The organism is Novosphingobium aquimarinum, from assembly GCF_009746585.1.
Classification (GTDB): Bacteria; Pseudomonadota; Alphaproteobacteria; order Sphingomonadales; family Sphingomonadaceae; genus Novosphingobium; species Novosphingobium aquimarinum.
This window is the reverse complement of the sequence record NZ_WRPO01000003.1, coordinates 214,278-234,351: the sequence shown is the minus strand read 5'-3', so window position 1 is coordinate 234,351 and position 20,074 is coordinate 214,278. Positions and strand designations below refer to the sequence as shown.

The window sequence follows — 20,074 nt, the reverse complement described above, 5'->3', positions numbered from 1 at the left end:
GGTAACTAGATGAACAGCAAATCGGACCGCATCGCGCGACGCAATACGCCAAGGACGTAGCCATTATGTCAGCAGCCCAGTTCAACAAACCTGTCCGCAAGGCCGTGTTTCCCGTAGCGGGACTGGGCACACGATTCCTCCCTGCGACCAAGGCGATTCCAAAGGAACTGCTGCCGATCGTCGACCGCCCGCTGATTCAGTACGCGGTCGACGAAGCGCGCGAAGCAGGGATCGAGGAGTTCATCTTCGTCACGGGTCGCGGCAAGACTGCGATCGTCGAGCATTTCGATACCGCCTTCGAACTCGAAGCGACCATGACGGGCAGGGGCAAATCGCTCGATCCGCTTGAACCGACACGGATCCTGCCGGGCAATCTCGTCACCGTGCGTCAGCAAGTGCCCCTGGGCCTGGGCCATGCGATCTGGTGCGCGCGCGCAATCGTGGGCGACGAACCCTTTGCGATTTTCCTGCCGGACGAACTGATGCATGGCTCGCCGGGCTGTATGGCACAGATGGTCGAGGCTTATAACGAAGTCGGCGGCAACCTCATTTCGGTGCTTGAAGTCCCTCACGAGGATGTTTCGAGCTACGGGGTCATCGATCCTGGTGCCGCAAACGGGGCTCTGACCGAGGTCAAGGGCCTCGTGGAAAAGCCCAAAGTCGAAGATGCGCCCTCGAACCTCATCGTTTCGGGTCGGTACATCCTTCAACCCGAAGTGATGCGGCTGCTTGAAAACCAGAGCAAAGGCGCGGGGGGCGAAATCCAGCTGACGGATTCCATGGCGCGGATGATCGGCACCCAGCCGTTCCACGCCGTGACGTTTGCCGGGCGGCGCTTCGATTGCGGATCGAAGCTCGGCTTCGTCGAAGCGACGCTCGCACTCGCGCTCGAGCGCGAGGACATGGGCGCCGAAGTCCGGGAACTGGCATCACGAATGCTTGCAGGCTGAGGTCTATCGCAGCCGTCGACGGAGCTCTGCCGGCGATCGCAACAGTACTTGAGCGCCTTCGCATCCGATCACTTGATCCGGGCGCGACCTTCAGGAGCACTTCGCCTCAGACGGAGCCGCCTCGGATCTCGTCGAGGCGCCGCTCCCAGGCCAAGGCATGGCCGACGATCGTTTCGAGGTCGGCAAACCGCGGTTGCCAGGGCAGTGTGGCCTTGATCCGGCTATTGTCCGAGATCAGAGAGCCGGGGTCGCCGGCGCGGCGGCCTTCCAATTTGCGCTCGATTGTTCGATTGGTCACGCGGTCGACAGCATCGAGCACTTCGAGCACCGAAAAGCCCCGACCGTAGCCGCAGTTCATCGTGAGCGACTTATCCGGCTGCGCAACAAGCGCCTTCAGCGCCAGAACGTGGGCATCGGCGAGGTCGGAGACGTGGATATAGTCCCGCACCCCCGTTCCATCGGGCGTGTCATAATCGGTTCCGAAAACGGAAACGTGATCGCGTTTGCCCAGCGCGGCTTCCACGGCGACCTTGATGAGATGGGTGGCGCCCGCCGTGGATTGGCCGGTGCGGGCCTGCGGATCGGCCCCTGCCACGTTGAAATAGCGCAGCGCGCAGAAATTGATGGGATGCGCGGCGGCCGTGTCCGCCAGCATCGTTTCGGTCATCAGCTTGGACATGCCGTAAGGGTTGATCGGCTGCTTCGGGCAGTCTTCCGGCACCGGAGAAATATCGGGAACGCCGTAAGTGGCCGCCGTCGAACTGAAGATGAAGTGGCGCACGCCGCCGGTGACTGCCGCTTCGATCAGCGCCCGGCTCTTCGCGGTATTGTTGTGATAGTACTTGAGGGGGTTCTCGACCGATTCGGGAACGATGATCGAGCCGGCGAAATGCATGATCGCGCCGATGCCCTGTTCCGCGATGATACGCGCGACCAGTTCGCCATCCTCGATGTCGCCATCATAGACTGGCACGCCATCGGGAACCGCGAAGCGAAACCCCGTCGTGAAGTTGTCGATCACGCTGACCGGCCAGCCTGCATCCTTCAGAGCCAGGACGGCGTGACTACCGATGTATCCGGCGCCGCCGGTCACCAATACGGGCAAAGTGGTCGTCATAAGAGCGCTCGTTCTGCTGACAGCATGGATATGCCCTCGCTAGCCCGGCATGTCTTACCAAAACAGCAACTTCGCGCCCGTAATGGCAAGCATTGTGGACAGTGCGATCCGGACCAGCACGTCGTTCACCTTGCCGGCGACGAGCGATCCGACAATGATACCGGGTATCGAGCCGATGACCAGCATGCCGAGAAGCCCCCAGTCGACGTTGCCGAAGAAGGAGTGGCCGATCGCGGCGACGAGCGCCAGCGGCACGGCATGGACGATATCGGTGCCGACGACGGCCCTTGCCTGGAGGCTCAGCGGATAGAGCATCATCAGCAGAACCGCGACAAGCGCGCCCGCCCCGACCGACGTCAGCGTTACGAGGCAGCCCACTGCGGCGCCGCCGATGATCGTCAGCGCCAGCTGGTGCGTACGAAAGCCATCTCCAAGGTGGTTGCGCAAGTTCTGAAAGGTCGTGTTGAGACGAGCTTTCAATGGCAGCAGGCAGGCCGAAAAGAGCAGGGCCGCCCCAAGCAACTTGAGCAGGAGCTTGGCTTCGAGGTGGCCGCCATGATTGTAACCCAGCCACAGCAGGGTCAGTATGGATGCCGGCACGCTGCCCATCGCGAGGCGACCGACGATTCTCCAGTTCGGTGAGCCCAATTGACGGTGGACGACGCCACCGACGGACTTCGTCACCGCCGCGAACCACAAATCACTGCCGATCGCGACGGCAGGCTGGAAGCCGAAAAAGAGGATCAGGATCGGCGCCATCAACGACCCGCCGCCTACGCCCGTCAGACCGACGAGAAAGCCGACAAAGGCGCCGGCTATCGAATACCCGAAATCCATCAGGCCCGCGTACCGGCGCCCTTGCGAAGGCAGGAGGCTCTTTCTTCCAATCCAGTCACTTAGCGATTTGCTCCAGTCAACAGAGGATAGCTCTACTCGCAATTTTCCGGATCAGAGAGGCGTTCTTGCCGCATCTGCGAACTAGGGGCATGCCCGGATTTCCCGGAATTGACAAGACATGACCAATGCCCAGCCGCGACTTTGCGGCGTTGCGAAATTCGTCATGCTGCGCAGCCAAGCCTCTGGCGCGAGCACTCCGCCATCCCGGGCTAAGGCGCAACTCGCCTGCGCGTGCTCTCCTCTTGCTCGCCCTTCGACATGCGTTTAGCACGTGCAGCATGCGTAAGGTTCTCGTGACCGGCTCGGCCGGTTTCATCGGCTATCATCTCAGCCAGCATCTGCTTGACGAGGGCTTCGCGGTCGTCGGCTTCGACGGTATGACCGACTACTATGATGTGCGCCTCAAGCAGAGGCGTCATCAGATGCTGATGCAGAACCAGCATTTCAGCGCGCGTGAAGGCATGCTGGAGGACTTCGATTCGCTGCACGATTTGTGCCTGTCGGAAAAGCCGGACGTGATCGTTCACCTCGCTGCGCAAGCGGGAGTGCGCTATAGCCTGGAAAATCCTCGTGCTTATCTCGATGCCAACTTGGTCGGCACATTCAACGTGATGGAATGTGCGCGCGAACTGGGCGTCGAGCATCTCCTGATGGCGTCGACATCCTCGGTCTATGGCGCGAATCTCGAGATGCCGTATTCCGAGTTGCACAAGGCGGACACGCCGCTCACGTTCTACGCGGCGACCAAAAAGGCCACGGAAGCGATGGGTCATTCCTATGCCCATCTTTGGAACCTGCCCACCACGATGTTCCGGTTCTTCACGGTCTATGGCCCTTGGGGGAGGCCCGACATGGCCTTGTTCAAGTTTACCAAGGGTATCCTCGAAGGCACGCCGATCGATATCTACAATCATGGCGAGATGTATCGCGATTTCACGTATATTACGGACCTTGTTCACGGCATTCGTCTGCTCGTCGATGCTGCACCGGTTCGTGCCGAGGATCCGACGACGATACCGGAATGGGATTCTCTCAGCCCCGCAGCGCCTTGGCGCGTGGTCAATATCGGCAACTCCGACAAGGTGAAGCTCAGCGACTTCGTCGACGCGATAGAAGCCGAATGCGGCCGCCCGGCGATCCGTAATTTCATGGATATGCAGAAAGGCGACGTTCCGGCCACCTGGGCCGATGCCACGATCCTGAAGAACCTCACCGGCTACGCGCCGCGCACGGACGTGAAGGAAGGCGTGAAACGGTTCGTGGCATGGTACCGGGAATACTACCGCGCCTGATCGTGCCAGAGCGAAGGAGCTGACCTTGCGCCTGCTACGCCCCTTGCTGATTGGCTTAGGCCTCCTCGCTCTGATCGCGGCGGTGTTCGTCTGGGCGACTGCGCCTAAAGCTGCGTCAGGGCACTTCCTGCTCAAACCCAAGACGGATTATACGAGCGGCCCCTGGTTTGCTTACGTTTCGCCCTGGGGCGGCGAAAGTCTTTCGATGACTCGCCCCTGGAGCAAAATCGCCGACGGTATTTCGCTCGACCTCAAGCGCATGCCTGCCAATTCGATATTCCAGTGGCGATGGCCGCCGTTCAACGCATCGTTCGGACCCGGCGTCTGGGGTTACGATCACGTGGCTTACGGCAATTACGACGGCGGCATGACCGAGGAAAAGGTCGATCCCATCCGCGTCCGCGACGTGCGCCAGTTCAGCCAGGCGTTCGACTGGACGCTGGACGCTGATTGGGGTGAGGCCAACGTCTTGACCGAATTCTATCTCCGGTCCGACACGGAAGACGTGGAGAGCAAGTTGCTCGAGGTCGGCTGGTTCCTTCATTTACCGGAAGGCACGCGCCCGTTCTTCGAGAATGGCAAGCCGGTCGGCACTTTCGTGGACCCCAAAGGACGACGCTGGCGCGTTCGTCTCCAGGACAAGTTCTGCATGTTTGCGCCGGAACAGGGCGTCGACGTGGCCAAGGGCAGTCTCGATATGCTTGCCGCCATCCGCTGGTTGCAGACCAAACAGCTGGTAACCGGTGACGAATGGCTTTGGGGCGTCGCGATCGGCGTGGAGCCTGTCTCCGGAATGGGTGAAATGACGCTGCACGACTGGAAGGTTGAAAGACACTGAGGTTCAGGAGCGACAATCCTGACCGAAGCATCTTCGTGTTGAAGCATTGCCGTTCACTTTGCGATCAATCGGTAAGGCCCACTCGGTCAGCCTTTTGATGCCACGGCATAATCGGCGGCCTTTGCAACCGCCCCGGCAACGACATCCCAGGCATAGTCTCGTCGTGCTAGGGCCGCCGCATCGGCGGCGCGAAGGCGCAGCGTAGCCACGTCCTGATGGGCAAGCCAATCCGCGGCAGCTGCGACTTCGCCCTGCTGTGTAACGAAGCCGCCGTAGTTTCGTACCATATTCGAAGCACCGGCCATGTCCGCGACGATGGCGACAGCCCCGGCGATTTGCGCTTCGAGCACGATCAGCGGGAAGCTATCGAGTTCAGAGAGATGCACGAGGACATCTGTTTCGGTCAGTGTCTGGCGCAGGGTATGTCCGTCCATCCAGTCGCGAAGCGCGATTTTCTCTTCGATACCGGATGCGGCGATCGCGCTTTGGATCGACTGTGCGGTCTCGCTGTCAGAACGGCCGACGATCATCGCGGAAAACGCGATTTGCCGGTCATGGAGATGACGACATAGTTCGATCATCCGGAATGTGCCCTTCTGTTCCGAAAGGCGTCCGGCATGCAGCAAGCGAAGCTCCGGGCCCTCACGAGCGAGAATGGGGGTGTCGAACAATTTACGAGGCAGAAACGTACCAACCACTGACCGTCGGACGCAATCCGGAAGGTCGATTTCGCGGTCCTGTTCATCGAACAGAAGCGCGAACCCATCGGCTGACGTAAGCCAACGCTTGCATACCCGTCGCAAGATCGAAGAGCGCTGGAGTCTGGCGCCGGCGCCGAGATGGGGTGTCACCAGCACGCGGAAGCCACGGCGCTTCGCCAGGATAAGGAACAGCAAGTCGAGCAGGGTGCTCCATTGCAGCCAGATGACGTCTATTTGCTGCAGCCTCGAAACCTTACGCCAAGCTTCGCGGATGCCGGCCCTCCGAGTTGGCTGGAAATAGGCTGTCTCCGTCGGCACCCATTCAGCCCGCCAGCCTTCAGCGTGGTTCGTGATCGCGGTGGTGGCGCGCTCACAGAACGCTTCCAACCCACCAGGATGATGGAGGGATCCGCCAAGAATGATCATCCGCCGCGGCGCGGCGCCGTTCGTCATTCAGCCGATGCGCGAATACGCCTGCGCTTCCTCTTGGCATGGCTCGGACTTGGCGGCGACTGGGGCTTTTGCGCCGGAATGGCGATGGCCGTAACGCTCCAGATCAGCGCGATCGCGATCATGATCGTCACTTGTCCGACTGTATCGCGATCGAACAGCGTCGTTTCGGTGAAATTGTGTCCGAGGCAGAAGATCATCAACGCTGCTCCCAGCGTGCGGGCCGGGTGATCTCCGCCGCGAAGGAGCCTTTCCAGGGGCCAGACGAGCGTCGCGAAGAGAACCAGCAAGGTTCCAGGCGCACCGATCTGCACCAGCAGATCGAGGTAACCGTTATGCCCTTCGCTCTGTTCTATGATCCAGCCCGAGGCGTATTGCGAAATCGCCCGCGTATCGCCGATATCCCAGATCGAACCAAAGCCGACACCGGTCAGCGGCTGATCGACGTACAACTTGATGAGCGCGGCCCAGATCTGGGTACGACCGGTAAAGGCTTCGGGGTCGCTGATGAGTTCGAAGTAAGGCTGCGGATTGACCGCCATCGTAATGAAGAGGATGGCAAAGACAGCCAGGGGAGCCCAGGCCCAGCCAGGTGCCGCAAGGCGAGCCCGACCAAGGCGCGCCGAGTGCAGATAGAACAGCCCGCCGAAGAACAGTGCAAAAAGGCACATCCCCATCGATGTGGCGGAATCGGTGAATATCAGGAAAAGCCCCGCCGCAATGCCTCCGCCGATGCGCAATGCGATCGGCACGCGTTTCGCGTCGAAAACGCATAGGAGCACGGTAATCGCGCAAGCAAAGCCGGCCCAGTTCTTCTGGCCCATGACGCCGCGCCAAGGTCCATCCCAGATAGCGATGGCATTCGGGCGAACGCCCACGTCAGGTGCCAGGAGTACGACGAAATAATTGCAGAAGAGCACTATGAACATGACGACGCGCAGGATCGCCACCGTCCGTTCGGCGCCAATTTCGCGAATCAGCGCGAAAAGCGACCATACAATGATCGCGGTTAGCGCAATCTTTCGCAGACCGTCTTCGAAGGAGAGACCCCAGAAAATGCTCAGGAGGCAATAGAGCAACGCAGCGGCAATCGGCCAGGGAATGGCGAGCAGACGCTGCGGTTGCTGCCAGGGCCGCACCGACACGAGCGCAACGATGAAAAGCGCGAGATAGCCGATCGTTCGGTACTGGCTCATCATGAAGCCGCCGACGCTCGTCATCCAGGGGCCGGCCATCGCCAAGGCGAGGAAGCCTGCGAAGACGGCTTGTGCCAAGAGGTTGTTCCAGCCGGGATTCTCAGCCTTACGCCGCGTCGCGGAACGGGAAAGACGCGGCAAGCGAACTCCGCCTGGCTGTTCCATCGTGCTCACTGTCCCGACCCTGGCGCTTGAAGGACATCGCGAACCAGATCGGAGACGGTCCTGCGAAGACGGTCCCGACCGGGCAGGTCGGGTCCTAAGACCGGCAAGCTATGCGGCCCTGCCATCTGCGCGACGAGCTCGTCTTCGGTCATAGCTGTCCGTATTCCCTGACGGTCGCCCAGCGCCTGGACCGTTGCCAACTGATGATCGTTGCGATGTTCATCGAGAGCCGCGCGCCTGGGAAACAGGATCATAGGCTTTGCGTGCTTCTGCGCCATGACGATAGTGCCGATCCCGGCGTGCGAAATGATCAGGCTGCAGGTCCTGATCCGCTCTTCAAACTCAATCGGCCCGATGAAAGGCTTCCAGTCCATGTTGGCCGGAACATAGCTTCCCCGGCCTATCTGCGCGAAGATGCGATCCGGCAATCGAGGTGCATGGCGATCGACGATCTCGACGAAACGGTCAAAGGGAAGCTGGGTCCCCACGGTCAGTAATATCATAGGAGCGCGCCGTCGAAGCGACGTCCGTCTCCCGCAAGATGGGGCCACTGCGTAAACCATTCGTGGGCGAAGGGTCGGGCGCAGCGCCCGCTGAGGGAAGGTTGATCGGAGTTGGCAATACTGTCGATCCAGATGGTTCGCGCTCCGATCGCGCGTGCCGCGATCAGGCAGAACAAGCCTGGCAGGGCCCCGGTCGTGACAAGCACTCGGGGGCGAAGCCGGACGACGAGATTGACCGATGCGAGCAGGCATTTCAGCGCCCGCCAAGCGCCGTCGCGATTGGCGTCGGGCAGAACGTGAAAACGTTCGAGACCATCGCGCTTGGACAATTCGGGATCCGTCGTGGCAAACACCGGATCGAACTCGAGCAATGCAGGACGAAGCAGAATCAGTTCTTCCCAATGACCGCCTCCGGAAGATACTGCGAGAAGCGCTGATTTTGACCGTTCCCTCCTGGCTCTCATCCACCTATCTCAATCGACCAGAAAGCCAGATACCTGCAGCATGAAGCCATGGGTAAAATTACGGATGCTACCGAACCCTGCTTCGCTACCCGACGTTCAGGCATTCCGCAAGTTTGCGAATGGTCCCCTCGTGCGGTGAAGTTTCCAGGCCATCCGACGGCAAAATGCATCAATATCATAGCGACTTGCGGAGGCGCCGGCGACGGCGAGGAGTGATGTTTGCAAATTAGGAAAGATATCTGGCGCTGCGGCATCATACCGGCTTCGCTGTCGCAAATCCTGCAATCCGACAGCTTGGACGGCTGGCCTCTGACTTGGCTGCCGGGCTCGGGCAATCTGCGATATCTTGCGGATCCATTCGGGATTTGGCGAGATAATCGGCTCCATGTCTTTGCCGAGCATTTCGACTACCGCGATGCACGGGGGCGGATCGCTCTATCGGTCTACGATTCGACTCTGACTTTGCTCGATCAGGAGATCGTGCTCGCAGAACCGTGGCACTTGTCTTACCCTTACGTGTTCGAAGCCGAGGGTTCGATCTGGATGCTTCCCGAGAGCTTCGAATCGGGCGCGCTATGGCTTTATCGCGCGGTCGACTTTCCGAAGCGCTGGGAGCGCTCGGTGCGGATCGACCTGGATGCGATCCCGCTGGATGCGACGCCGTATCATGATGGCGAGCGATGGTGGCTGTTCTACGCTCCTGCGTTTCCGCAGAATGCTCGGCTAACCCATCTTCACGTCGCATGGTCATCGACGCTGGAAGGGCCTTGGCATTCGTGCAGGGCGAACCCGGTCTTCGTCGACGAGAACGGCGCGCGGCCCGGTGGTACGCCATTCCGATCTGGGAACGCCTTGTTTCTTCCGGTTCAAAGCTGTGTCGGCACATACGGAGCGGCCATCCGGATGGTACGGATCGATCGATTGACCCCCGATGCTGTCGAAGTCAGCGTGACGTCCGAATGGCAAGCTCCGATATCGGCAACTCCGTATCTCGATGGGTGCCACACGATTGCCGGCGCGGGGCCGTTCACACTCATCGACGTCAAGCAGACCCAATTTTCGGCAAAAGGCTTGCTCGTTCGCCCCATGCGTCAGTGGTATCAGCGAAGAAGGGCGGCGCTCCCCCAAGGCTGGTAGGCCGAGCGGAGCGCTCGGCCTCCATCGATCACTGATTCTGGTAATATCCGGCGTATTGCTTCGAATAATAGTAGAGTCCGCCGACCGAATGAGCCGACGCATCCACTTGGGTGAAGATGGCACCGACCGGGCGGGCACCGTCACTGCGCAACCAGCTCACGGCTGATTTGACGGCTGAAATCGGCGTACTGCGCCACTTGACGACGAGCGCTGTCGCATCCGCGAAGGTGGCGAGATAGCGGCCATCCGCAAGCCCCATCAAAGGCGGAAGATCGAGGACGATGTAATCGTACCGCTGGCGCAGTTCGGCCAGCAATGCCTCCATCCGGCCTTCTCCGAACAGATTCTCTGCGGAGAAATACGGGCTGACGGTCAGCAGGCGGTCGAGGTTCGGGACGTCGCCCTCCTGGATTGCGGCATCCACTTCGACTTCGCCATGGAGCACTTCGACGATCCCGGTCGATGGCGACGGGATTTCCAGGACCTGCTGGATCGCGGCCCGGCGAATGTCGCATTCGAGCAGCAAAGTACGCGAGCCCGCGATGGCAAGCGTGCGGGCAAAGGCCACGGCCGATGTGGTCTTGCCTTCGGCCGGAAGCGAAGAAGTGATCGCGATGACCTTGATGTTCGGATTGCCGGCGCCCCCGAAGATCGCCGTTCTCGCGATCCGGAAGGATTCCGAGAACATCGATGTCGGTCGCTCCAGCATCATCTGAGCCGGCGATTCGCTGTCGGCCACCTTCGGGACGACAGCAAGTACCGGCAGTCCTGTCTGCGATTCCAGTTCTTCGACCGACTGGAAACCACCACTCAGCATTTCCTGGATGGCGATCACGGCCGCACCTGCCGCCAGTCCAACCAGAAATGCCAGACCATAGAGCAACGGCTTGTTCGGCCGGCTCGGGTGCGTCGGGGGTGTCGCCGGAGTGTATTCCGCTTGCTCGAACTGCTCGGTGACTTCCTGCGTGGTATCGAGCGAGAACTTCGACATGTTGTCGTAAAGGGCCCGTTTCGCTTGGGCTTCTCGCTCCAGCGCATAGGCGGTCGAGTTTGCAGAGGCGCTCTGTTCGCGCTGCCCCTCGATATTCTGGAGCGATCCACCAAGGCTTTGCGCGCGCGCATTTGCGGCGGCGGCTGCCGCTTCAAGCGAACTGACGACGCGCCGTGCTTCGGCTGCAATCTGACGATCGAGCGATTCGAGTTGTCCCTGAATGCGCAGGGACTCCGGGTGCTTCGCGCCGTACCGTTCGGTGATCTCCTTGTTCTCGATCATCACTTCGGCGCGTTGGCGGCGCAAATCCGCGATGACGGGCGAATCCAAGACCTTGGACACGGACTCGAGGCCACCACGGGCCATCTGCGCCCGGGCCGCGGCAAGGCTTGCACGTGCCGCGGCGGCCTCCGATTCCGCGGCAGCGAGCGAACCGGCAAGCGGGGCGACTTGCTGGTCGACGATCGTGCCGCCGACGCCGCCCTCTAGAATTCCGGCGCGGCTGCGAAAGGCAATCGCCCGTCCTTCCGCGGCAGCCGCATCACGACCCAGCTCGTCAAGACGTTCCTGGAACCAGATGTTCTGCTGGCGAGCCGATTCTCCGCGCTTCGAACGGCGCAGTTCGAGGTAGTTCCGGGCAAATGCATTGGCGATCCGCGCCGCTTTTATCGGATCACGAGCGCTGAAATTGATGTTGAGATTGAAGCTCAAGGATTCGCGCGAGACATTCAGGTTTTCGAGAAGCGCATTGGCCACAATCGTTTCGCGCGCCTCCGGGGTCGTCGTCGCGCTGACTGAGGTCTCGAGCGCCTTCGCATAGACGGGATCGCCCATGAGATCTTCGGACTGGACCACGCTGCGCGCGACTTCGAGCGAACGAACCGAACTGGCTTCGGTCTCGATTGCCTCGTCCGACAGTTCTTTGGGCTGCCGCGGAGAATTGCTTGTCGGCGACGCTTTCTCCGGTTCGAGCCGGATCTTCGCAGTGGCGCTGTACATCGGCGTGATCAGCGACACGAGCACGATACCGGCAATGATCACGGCCAGCGCTACCGCGGCGAAGGTCTTCCAACGCCGCCGAAGCGTATTCTGAACGACACTGATGACGTCGGAGAGCCGAGCTTCGTACTCGTCGGCTTCGTGCTTCATCTCCATGGTGTTCGACTCTCTTGATGAACTACTTGAATGGTCATCGCGCTTCCAATCCGATCAGATCTGATACTGAAAGCCGACGGTGAAGCGGCCTTCGTTTACCGACCGCTGGAATGCGGCGTCGTCGCTTTTGCGATAGCGATAGCTCAGCGCGCCTTCGATGCTTGCGCGGCGCGATCCAAGATATCGTGCGCCGATGGACGCTCCATAGGTGTCGGCCGTCACGTCACTCTCGGTGAAGTCCTGCCGCGAGTATCTCACGGTGGATGTCAGCAGGAGGTTCTGCTTGAGCGCATAATCACCGGTAAGGGCGAACTGTGTCCGCCAGAAGGGATCGCGCCGCCGCAAAGTGGAATCCTCGATGGAGCGTTCCGCTTCGGCAGTCACGGTGAACAAGCGACTGGGAAAGAACTCCACCCGGCTGTCGACCGAAACGCCGCGGACCGTATCGTAGATATCGGCATCGAAATCCTTGATGCCGTAGCCGACACCTACGGATCCGCGCATCTTTCCCGAAATGTCGAAGTTCACCCCGCCGACGACGCGGATCGCCTTGGAGTCGATGTTCGGCAAGCCCGAGAACAAATCGTTGTCGTAGTTCGTGTCGGCTGCGCCGATCTGCGCGAAAAGGGCGAGGGCCGGCGAGCGGGCGTATTCGATTTGTCCGGTGATCCGCGCGATCGAGCGATCTCTATCGCTCTGGTCGATGACATTGCCGCTGGAGAGGGGAACGTCATCGAAGCTCAGGTCCGCATAGTCGCCCAGCACGAAAACGCGGACTCTGCTTTGCGTATAAGTCGCCTGCAGCGATCCGAAATTGCGACGATACCGGGACAAGGCAGCGACTTCATCGTTCACCTCGCCCGAGAACAGGCTTTCGACTTCCCGCGACGCCTGCAGGTTCGCTTCGATCTCGAAGCGTGAACCCAGTTCGACCAGACCTCGGGCACTCGCGTCCCAGGTACGTTCGTTGCGGCGGGACTCGCCCAAGTAATCGACGCGGTCGACGCTCCCCGTGAGGGTAAGCTGGTGCCGCTGCCAGCCGGAAGCCAGGCGGCCGTAAGCGCGGGCCGTGATGAACGGCGCGGCCTTCTCGTTCTCGCTGCTGAGGTAGGTGTTCGACGTAGCTCCCGCGCCCGCTTGGAGACGAGGGTAGAAGTAAAAGCTGCCCAGGCGAATCCCAAGCGGATTGTAATCGGGTAGCGGAGCCTGACGCACGCTTACGTTCCGGCCCCTATCATAGCCTTGTGGAATCTGCGTTTCGATGTCGAGCCGTTCGTCGACTTGCGCGATCGCGGGCGATGCCGAAGTCGCTGCAAGAATTACAACCAGCCAGACACGTGCGCTCAAAATCGCTCCGCCCCGTTCGACCGTCATCACGAACTCAAAAGAACCGCTCGCCAATCAGGATCGTGTCGCCTGGGTAGACGTGGAGATTGGGAGTCAGTGCGTAGTTGATTTCCTCGGTCGCCCCCTTGCGACGAATCCCGATCACGTCCTTGTTGGCCCGCGGTGTAAAGCCCTTCGCGAGCGCCACGGCATCATTGACTGTCAAACCGACGGAATATGGATAAGAGCCCGGCGTCGCCACTTCTCCGAGAATGAAGAAGGGGCGGAACTCGACGACTTCCGCCGCCACTTGCGGTGTGCGCAAGTATCCGTCCGCGAAGCGCGCTTCGGCGGCGCGTGCGACCGCGTCGATCGTCTGCCCGCGCGCGAGGATGTTTCCTATCAGCGGAAGGGAAACCATCCCATCCGGCTTGACGTTGAACTCTCCCGACAGAGCGGCTTCGTTGTAGACCGTGAGTCTGATCTTGTCGCCCGTATCCAGTTCGTAGTCCGAAACTTCGGCCGTGGTGGGCGCGTAGCGATCGCCGGTCGAGACGACAGTTCCCGTGCTCGCGCATGCTGAAACGAGGAGAAACAGCGCGGATAGTGCAATAGTTCGAAGTGACATTAGGCCCCGGAACATCCCCAAATCGGTAGCGTCGTGTCCCACAATCCGTCCGCCATTGCAATCAGGTATGGGTGTTTTACCGTAGTTGCCCGCAGGTGCGAAGGGCTGCCAGATCCAGGCCCCCGTATTTTCCAAACTATGCGCTCACTATTGCACTGTTCGGCGTTGCTGCAGCGCGACAGCCCGCGCAGATTCCCATATAGTAACACGTCCAGCGCCACTCAGTTGAGGTCTCGGTAGAACCGTGAGCCGATCTGCATCGATCGTCGTCTTCATCCGCTCGCTGCGCGAGGGCGGCGGGGGGGCGCAGCGAGCGATGGTCCGCTTCGCGACCGGGCTTGCCCGGCGCGGGTTTGCAGTAACCATCGCCACCTTGCACGAGGGTCGGGCTTACGATGACGAACTCGATCCGGCGGTGCGCCGGGTCGCCTTGAGTGGAGGCCGGCTCGGCGGTGCGATTCCGGCGCTTGCGGCATTCCTGCGACGCGAACGTCCGCAGACGATCTTCAGCACCGAGCCGGCCAGCAACGTGATCTGCGTGCTGGCCAAACTTGCCTCCCGCGTCTCGACCCGCGTCGTGATCCGCGAAGGGCTTTATCCCTCCGTCGCCCGGAAGGTCAGTCCCTACCGTGCGACGCGCCTCGCCTACGCGCTTTCGCCCCTGGTGTACCGCTTTGCCGACGACATCATCGCGATCGCTTCTGACATGACGGCGGATCTCGCCCGGACCGCGAGGATTCCGTCTGCGCGCATCACAACTATCGCGGTCAATCCCGTGGTCACGCCGGCCTTGCTCGAAGCAGCGCAACAGCCGCCGCCGCATCCCTGGCTTCATGACGGCGGGGCGCCCGTCATCCTCGGTGTCGGTCGGCTCACCAAGCAGAAGGATTTCGCCACACTGATTTCCGCTTTCGCGCTGGTGCGGGCGCGGCGAGCGTGCCGGTTGCTTATCATCGGAGAAGGCGATGAGCGGCCATCGCTGGAAGCCTTGGCCGCCGAGACGGGATACGCGCAGGACGTCGGGCTTTCGGGGCATGTGCGCGAACCGTTCGGCGCGATGCGGACTTGCGATGCCTTCGTTCTGTCATCGCGCTATGAGGGCCTGCCCAACGTCCTGATCGAAGCGCTCGCGTGTCGCGCGCCCGTGATCGCCACTGACTGCCCCAGCGGGCCTCGAGACATTCTCCAAGGCGGCGCGCTCGCACCGCTGGTTCCAGTGGGCGATGCTCCGGCAATGGCGTGTGCGATCGAACTCGTGCTCGACGAGCCCCCCGATCGCGACGCGCTCTTTGCGCGCGCGATGGATTTCACCGTGGATCGGAGCCTGGATTGCTACCTTCCAGTGCTGTTTCGCTGAAAGAGAGGCGCGGTGCACTGGCGCGGCGCGAGTTCATCGCCGCGATGAGCGGGCGCTCGATAACCAGGTGAGCTGAGATCCCTCCCATCACAGCGAAGGCTACGATCGGAAGGTACAGCAACTCAGCAGAGACGCTGTCGAGCACGTCGAATCGGATGATTACTGAGCCTGCCACCGCGATGGCGGCGGAATGCGCAAGATAGAGCGAATAGGACGCATCGCCCAGGAACATCAGGCCGCGTGGAAGGCAAAACGCGCGCTGGCGCTCCAGCAATGCGAGCCCCAGTATCAGGACCGCGAAGCCTGCCATCATCGCCAGCATGGGCAGGCTGCGCCCACCGTGGAAAGCCGGGATCGGAGTGGCGCAGACGACGGCCATGATAGCGACGCTTCCCAGCCAAACGTAGCCGGACCCGAACCCGGCCGCGCCGCTTCGAAAAAGCAGACAAGCCATGAGACCCAGGGGGAACGCGAGATTCCAGTAGGACAGCCATTCGGCGGAGAGATCGTTCCACGGCGAGAGCGTGGCTATCGCGAAACCCCAAACGCAAGCCAGAACCATCGCCGGGCGCGGATAGGCGATGGCCAGCGCGAACAACAGATAGAACCGTATTTCATAGAACAGCGTCCACGCCACTTTGAGAGGCGGCGGGCCGAAGTTCGGCGTGACGTGGATGAGCAGATGTGCCTGAACGAATTCGGCGGGGGCATAGGAAAAGTCGGGCTCGCCCATGCCGGAGATCGCCGCGCAGACGAAGAGCGCCGAAAGGACCCAGTAGACCGGGTAGACCCGCAAGAACCGTTTGCGCACGAATGGTGGCAAGCGATCCGGCCGGCCAAGGTCGGCGAAGTGCGCGTGGCCGATGATGAACCCGCTCAGCACGAAGAAGAACGGCACCCCCATGTAGCCGTATCCGCCGGCTCCGTCGAAGAGGATGAGATCGGCTCTCTGCTCGAACAGAAGCGAGGTATGGTAGAACACGATGGCGAGTGCGGCGAGGCCGCGCCCGACCTGGATGGTCTGCAGCTGTCGGCTCGCCTGGACCTCAGGCAACGCCAGCCTCCGGCTTCGGCGCGAACCGGCGCGCTGGCGAGAAGAAGCATGACATCGGGGTGCCGACACGACGGAGGCTTGCGGTCCGGGGCGCGCGCAAAGGCCCGAAGCGGTCGAACATCGGGATTGCAATCAGCATCCAGAATGCCTGGTTCACCGGCATGAAGATCGGCGCGACGACGCCGAGGACCAGCATCGCGACAAGCACGGCCAGCATCGTTCGCGCATAGAGGTCGCCGTGATTGGAACGCCGGAACAGCGACACGATCACGAGCACAAGCGCGCCGTAGAACAGCGCGCTGCCAATCAGTCCGAGATTGATCTGGTTCTCAACGTAGCCGCCCTGGGCGTTCCCCGCGAAGAATTCGTACTTGAAAAAATCCGCGCCGGTCGGTGTCTGCCAGAGCGCGCCGCCGAAGCCCCAACCCGTCGCCAGCCGCTCGGTCATGGCCGGTTCGAGCGCATGCCAGAGGCGCGTCCGGCCCGATAGGGTGGCCGTTTTGTCGAAGGCTTCAAGGACAAGGGGCAGGAGCAATCCGGACAGGCCAATCAGTCCGGCACAGACTATGATGGACAAGCCGGAAAACACCGGGCGCGCCCTCCCGGTGCTGCATAGGATCGCCATTGCCACCATGACGGACAAGCCGATGCCAAGCGCGCAGATGCTGCTCGCCGATCGCGACAGGCAAACGCCGGCAATGCCGGCCGTGAGAAACAGCGCAGCGCGCATCGTGCCGATCGACCGCGCGCGCCAGGCGCCGAAGATCACCAGCGTGAAGAGGCAGGCCGCCCAACCGTAGATGTTCTTGTGCACGTAGAGGCCGCGGGCAGTCGTTTCGCCGCGGTAGGTGGAAATCGCGAGATCGGGCGCGATTGCGGTAAGAAGCAGTGATGTCAGCAGCACGGCGCCGAAGGTGAGCGCCATGATGCGCAGTTGCGCAGCGCGCGGGAACGTGGCGATGAATGCCGCGGCGAGCGTCGTCCCGAGGAAGGCGAAGGCGCGCGACAGCGTGTAACTCGGCGCGATCGACCAGAGAACGCTGGCGAAGGCGTAAGCGACGATCAGCCACACCGGCACGGCCCGCAGCAACGGCATGAGATGGAACTTGAGGCGCAATCCGATCCCGAGCGCCGACAAGCTGAAGCAAGCGAGGGCAAGGATATAGAACATCGCGCTGGTTTGGCCGCGCTCGCCAAGGGTGAGGCCCGCGCTTGCACCTCGGCCGCCCATGAACAGGACACTGGGGTTCATCGCAAAGAAGAAGAGAACGACTTGAGCGATCGAGCGGAAGCGATTGTCGGTCCGCTCGGGAACCGACTGCACCGCTGCCGCATCCCGGTTCGTCAGCTTGTCGAAAAAGCGCTTGGTAACGAGATCATACATCCGCGCGAACCGCCTTGCCATGTCGTCCTGCTTGTTCAACCGACCCCGCGCCTCGTCATCCTAGTATGCGGCTTTGAGGTTGTGCCTGTCGTCCGATGCCGGAACGGGACGACTGACCCTTTCGGTTGTGGGGGCGGAGAAGATCATCGCGGCATAGCGATCCACCATGGGGGCGAGCGCAAAGCTGTTCGCATGGGTGACGAGCCGCTCGGTCTTCGCGGCATCGCATCCTTCTGCGATCCGGTTTCGGATGCATGCCGCCCAACGATCGGCATCGAGGGGAAGGAAGTCGCCATGGCGATCAAGCACCTCTCGCGTCACGGGGAGGTCGTGAGCGATGACAGGCACGCCCTGCGACATGGCTTCCAGCAGGGTTCTGCCGAACCCTTCGTAGCGGGACGGGAACAGGAACAGATCGAGCGATCGCAAGAGCCGCGTGACGTTCTGGCCTTCGAGACGGCCGGGCAGGATCAGGTTCAGTCCCCGTGCGCGGACTGCGTTTTCCATTTCCGCCGCCATGGGGCCTGCGCCTGCCAGGACGAACGTGACTTCGGGGATGCGGCTTGCCACTTCGAGCAAAAATTCGGGGGCCTTCTGCGGATGCAGTCGTCCGATGTTGCCGACCAGCGGCCCGTCCTGCGGAAGCCCCAGTGCCGCGCGCGCTTCGCGTTTGCCTTCCTCGAGTTTGGCCAGTGGCGGCAAGCCATTTGGAATGACCGTCAGCTTGTCGAGGTAGGCGGTGCTGTAGTGCGCGTAGGTCTGGCGAACGGCATGGCTGACGGCGATGTTGGCGTGATAGCGCGAGGTTGCCCCCAGCAGCGCTTCGATATGACGCAGGATCGTGCTTTGACTATGCGAGGTGTTGCGTTGCGTCGCGATGAAGCGGCGATGGGGCGTCGCTGCGAGCGCACCCATGACATTGGCGAGCGGGTGAAATCCGACGACTGCGACGGGATCTGCGCCTTGGACAGCCGCGTAGAAGCGCCGAACCATTCTCCCCAGAGCCAGGGGCGAGCGCGGAACGTGGTCCAGCATGACGCGCACGGGGACGTCTGTCGTCTCGAGGTCCGCGGACCGATAAAGGCACCATAGCTCTGCGGAAATGCCGCGTGCGACGAACTGCTCGGCCAGCATTCGCGCATTGAGCGTCGCTCCGCCCGTAGTGTAGCGGGATGCAAGGAAGATCACCGGACGATCCTTGCGGACCGGAATGACGGCGCTCATGATGTCATTTCGGTCTGGGCCCGGCTCTCGAGCAGCGGGTTCCGGGCGCGCCGGGGAAACTTCGCCAAGTATTCGCTCAAGGCCGCCTTGAGCTCTTCTCCCGAAGACGCGTTGCTGTGATGGGGAAGTCCGATTTTGTGAGGATCGAGCAGCAAGCTGCGCAGATCAGCGTCGTTCAGCGCTATTGCGATCCCCGGACGCCCCGCGAGCGTACGCGTGGTCGCGAGCTGGTGGTCGTTGCGATGTTCGCCCAGCATCGCGCGTCGGGGGAACAGAATCATCGGCTTGCGCAGCAGCCGCGCGTTGAGCACCGTCCCGATACCCGCGTGGCCCACCACGATCCTGGCCGATCGCATGATCCGCTTGAAGTCCTGCGGGCTCAGGGTGCTTCGCCAATCCATGTTCGCAGGCTGAAATTTACCGTTCCCAGTTTGCGCGAAAACCCTCCCAGGAAGATCGGGCGCTATCGCATCGACCAAGCGAATCAGCCGATCGAACGGCAGCTGCGTGCCGACGGTGACGAAGATCACAGGATCGACCCTACGTAGCTCGGCCCTTCCGGGCGAGCGAGATGTTCCCATTGGGTCAGCGTCACTGTCGCCACGCATGTTGCGACGCGTCCGCACATCGAAAGGCGCTCGGCATTGGCGACACTATCGACCCAGATCGTCTCGGCACCGAGCAGCCGTCCGAATAGAATGCAAAGCAGTCCGGGCAAGGCGCCAGTCGAAACGACATAATTGGGCCTGAACCGCCAGACAGTCCAAAAGCTGATCAGAAAACACTGAAGTAAAAGTAAGGGCGTATGGCGATTGCAGTCCGGCAAATCATAGGCTCGTTCGGTCCCGTTCGCGACGCTCAGATTACGGTCCGTGGTCGCGTAGGCCACGCTGTATGGGGCGAAAACGTCGCGCAGCATCATCACCTGGTCCCAATGACCACCCTTGGATGCGGCAACCAACAGCTTTGGGGTGCCGTCGGGATGGTGGAGTATACCTTTGCCCCGGTTCCTGTCGTTTACTCGCTTATCACGTCCGCATGACGAGACATGCGAATAAAGCTCGTATAAAACCGCATCTGATCGGAGCATAGGCCTACCCCTCCAATGAAAGGAGGCGATTCGCTCCTCCTGTCTATGGAATATTACTTACGCTCCCTAAGCCCATCAATAAGTATAAATACGGATATAAAGTGGCGGGGCGCGGCGATATTTATATGTAAAGTATGTAATTCGGGTTCGAATAG

At 61.3% G+C, this 20,074-nt stretch carries 20 protein-coding genes; 6 read left to right on the top strand and 14 right to left on the bottom strand.

All coding sequences use genetic code 11. From position 1 onward, the window contains the following. The first annotated feature begins 65 nt into the window (after positions 1 to 65). On the top strand, positions 66 to 950 hold the full coding sequence (gene galU / locus GQO94_RS05140) for a UTP--glucose-1-phosphate uridylyltransferase GalU (RefSeq protein ID WP_156840090.1): 885 nt from the start codon (positions 66 to 68) through the stop codon (positions 948 to 950). Between the two features lie 106 nt (positions 951 to 1,056). Here galU and galE read toward each other — a convergent pair whose 3' ends face one another. Continuing rightward, a complete protein-coding gene (gene galE / locus GQO94_RS05135) occupies positions 1,057 to 2,067 on the bottom strand; it encodes a UDP-glucose 4-epimerase GalE (RefSeq protein ID WP_156840089.1) in 1,011 nt (336 codons plus the stop codon). Between the two features lie 54 nt (positions 2,068 to 2,121). After that, entirely contained in the window at positions 2,122 to 2,904 is a 783-nt protein-coding gene (locus GQO94_RS05130; protein ID WP_156840088.1) for a sulfite exporter TauE/SafE family protein, read from the bottom strand. 338 nt (positions 2,905 to 3,242) lie between these two features. Between GQO94_RS05130 and GQO94_RS05125 the strand changes: the two genes are divergently transcribed. Together GQO94_RS05125 and GQO94_RS05120 are read left to right on the top strand one after the other, a co-directional pair. Beyond that, positions 3,243 to 4,256, top strand: coding sequence for an NAD-dependent epimerase/dehydratase family protein (locus tag GQO94_RS05125; protein ID WP_156840087.1), 1,014 nt, complete (start codon positions 3,243 to 3,245; stop codon positions 4,254 to 4,256). A gap of 25 nt (positions 4,257 to 4,281) precedes the next feature. Further along, a complete protein-coding gene (locus tag GQO94_RS05120) occupies positions 4,282 to 5,094 on the top strand; it encodes a hypothetical protein (protein WP_156840086.1) in 813 nt (270 codons plus the stop codon). A gap of 86 nt (positions 5,095 to 5,180) precedes the next feature. Here GQO94_RS05120 and GQO94_RS05115 read toward each other — a convergent pair whose 3' ends face one another. The 4 genes from GQO94_RS05115 to GQO94_RS21360 are packed head-to-tail and all read right to left on the bottom strand — an operon-like array spanning position 5,181 to position 8,315. Continuing rightward, the gene (locus GQO94_RS05115) at positions 5,181 to 6,221 is read right to left on the bottom strand and encodes a glycosyltransferase family 4 protein (RefSeq protein ID WP_198045817.1); all 1,041 of its coding nucleotides are present in this window, start codon (positions 6,219 to 6,221) and stop codon (positions 5,181 to 5,183) included. Between the two features lie 23 nt (positions 6,222 to 6,244). Then, on the bottom strand, positions 6,245 to 7,582 hold the full coding sequence (locus tag GQO94_RS05110) for an O-antigen ligase family protein (protein ID WP_198045816.1): 1,338 nt from the start codon (positions 7,580 to 7,582) through the stop codon (positions 6,245 to 6,247). A gap of 29 nt (positions 7,583 to 7,611) precedes the next feature. Continuing rightward, entirely contained in the window at positions 7,612 to 8,109 is a 498-nt protein-coding gene (locus GQO94_RS05105) for a glycosyltransferase (protein WP_198045815.1), read from the bottom strand. Then, the gene (locus GQO94_RS21360) at positions 8,106 to 8,315 is read right to left on the bottom strand and encodes a hypothetical protein (protein ID WP_408636589.1); all 210 of its coding nucleotides are present in this window, start codon (positions 8,313 to 8,315) and stop codon (positions 8,106 to 8,108) included. The genes GQO94_RS05105 and GQO94_RS21360 overlap by 4 nt, the downstream gene beginning before the upstream one ends. Here GQO94_RS21360 and GQO94_RS20955 point away from each other — a divergent pair. Next, entirely contained in the window at positions 8,211 to 8,546 is a 336-nt protein-coding gene (locus tag GQO94_RS20955; RefSeq protein ID WP_232332782.1) for a hypothetical protein, read from the top strand. The two genes, GQO94_RS21360 and GQO94_RS20955, sit on opposite strands and share 105 nt — an antisense overlap. A 246-nt stretch (positions 8,547 to 8,792) precedes the next feature. Next, positions 8,793 to 9,710, top strand: a complete 918-nt coding sequence (locus tag GQO94_RS05095; RefSeq protein ID WP_156840081.1) for a glucosamine inositolphosphorylceramide transferase family protein — start codon at positions 8,793 to 8,795, stop codon at positions 9,708 to 9,710. Between the two features lie 28 nt (positions 9,711 to 9,738). On the opposite strand, the gene GQO94_RS05090 is transcribed toward GQO94_RS05095, so the two are convergent. The 3 genes from GQO94_RS05090 to GQO94_RS05080 are packed head-to-tail and all read right to left on the bottom strand — an operon-like array spanning position 9,739 to position 13,810. Continuing rightward, positions 9,739 to 11,856 (bottom strand): GumC family protein, encoded by a 2,118-nt coding sequence (locus GQO94_RS05090; protein WP_156840080.1) that lies wholly within the window; start codon positions 11,854 to 11,856, stop codon positions 9,739 to 9,741. 54 nt (positions 11,857 to 11,910) lie between these two features. Next, positions 11,911 to 13,230 carry an outer membrane beta-barrel protein gene (locus GQO94_RS05085; RefSeq protein WP_156840079.1) on the bottom strand — a complete coding sequence of 440 codons (1,320 nt, stop codon included), beginning with the start codon at positions 13,228 to 13,230 and terminating at the stop codon, positions 11,911 to 11,913. A gap of 7 nt (positions 13,231 to 13,237) precedes the next feature. Next, the gene (locus GQO94_RS05080; RefSeq protein ID WP_198045813.1) at positions 13,238 to 13,810 is read right to left on the bottom strand and encodes a polysaccharide biosynthesis/export family protein; all 573 of its coding nucleotides are present in this window, start codon (positions 13,808 to 13,810) and stop codon (positions 13,238 to 13,240) included. Positions 13,811 to 14,054: 244 nt separating this feature from the next. On the opposite strand from GQO94_RS05080, the gene GQO94_RS05075 reads away from it, so the two are divergent. Beyond that, positions 14,055 to 15,167: a glycosyltransferase gene (locus tag GQO94_RS05075; RefSeq protein WP_156840077.1), complete on the top strand. Its 1,113-nt coding sequence runs from the start codon at positions 14,055 to 14,057 to the stop codon at positions 15,165 to 15,167. Here the strand turns inward: GQO94_RS05075 and GQO94_RS05070 are convergent. From GQO94_RS05070 to GQO94_RS05055, 5 genes are read right to left on the bottom strand one after another with little or no spacing between them, the layout of a single operon-like run. Beyond that, complete coding sequence (locus GQO94_RS05070; RefSeq protein ID WP_198045812.1) at positions 15,118 to 16,221, bottom strand: acyltransferase family protein; 1,104 nt, start codon at positions 16,219 to 16,221, stop codon at positions 15,118 to 15,120. The two genes, GQO94_RS05075 and GQO94_RS05070, sit on opposite strands and share 50 nt — an antisense overlap. Beyond that, entirely contained in the window at positions 16,214 to 17,626 is a 1,413-nt protein-coding gene (locus GQO94_RS20760; protein ID WP_198045811.1) for an O-antigen ligase family protein, read from the bottom strand. Before GQO94_RS20760 ends, GQO94_RS05070 begins: the two co-directional genes overlap by 8 nt. Before the next feature lie 39 nt (positions 17,627 to 17,665). Then, positions 17,666 to 18,829, bottom strand: a complete 1,164-nt coding sequence (locus tag GQO94_RS05065; protein WP_156840075.1) for a glycosyltransferase family 4 protein — start codon at positions 18,827 to 18,829, stop codon at positions 17,666 to 17,668. After that, positions 18,826 to 19,410, bottom strand: a complete 585-nt coding sequence (locus GQO94_RS05060) for a glycosyltransferase (protein WP_232332781.1) — start codon at positions 19,408 to 19,410, stop codon at positions 18,826 to 18,828. Before GQO94_RS05060 ends, GQO94_RS05065 begins: the two co-directional genes overlap by 4 nt. Then, positions 19,356 to 19,919 carry a glycosyltransferase family protein gene (locus tag GQO94_RS05055; RefSeq protein ID WP_156840073.1) on the bottom strand — a complete coding sequence of 188 codons (564 nt, stop codon included), beginning with the start codon at positions 19,917 to 19,919 and terminating at the stop codon, positions 19,356 to 19,358. Before GQO94_RS05055 ends, GQO94_RS05060 begins: the two co-directional genes overlap by 55 nt. Positions 19,920 to 20,074: the final 155 nt, after the last annotated feature.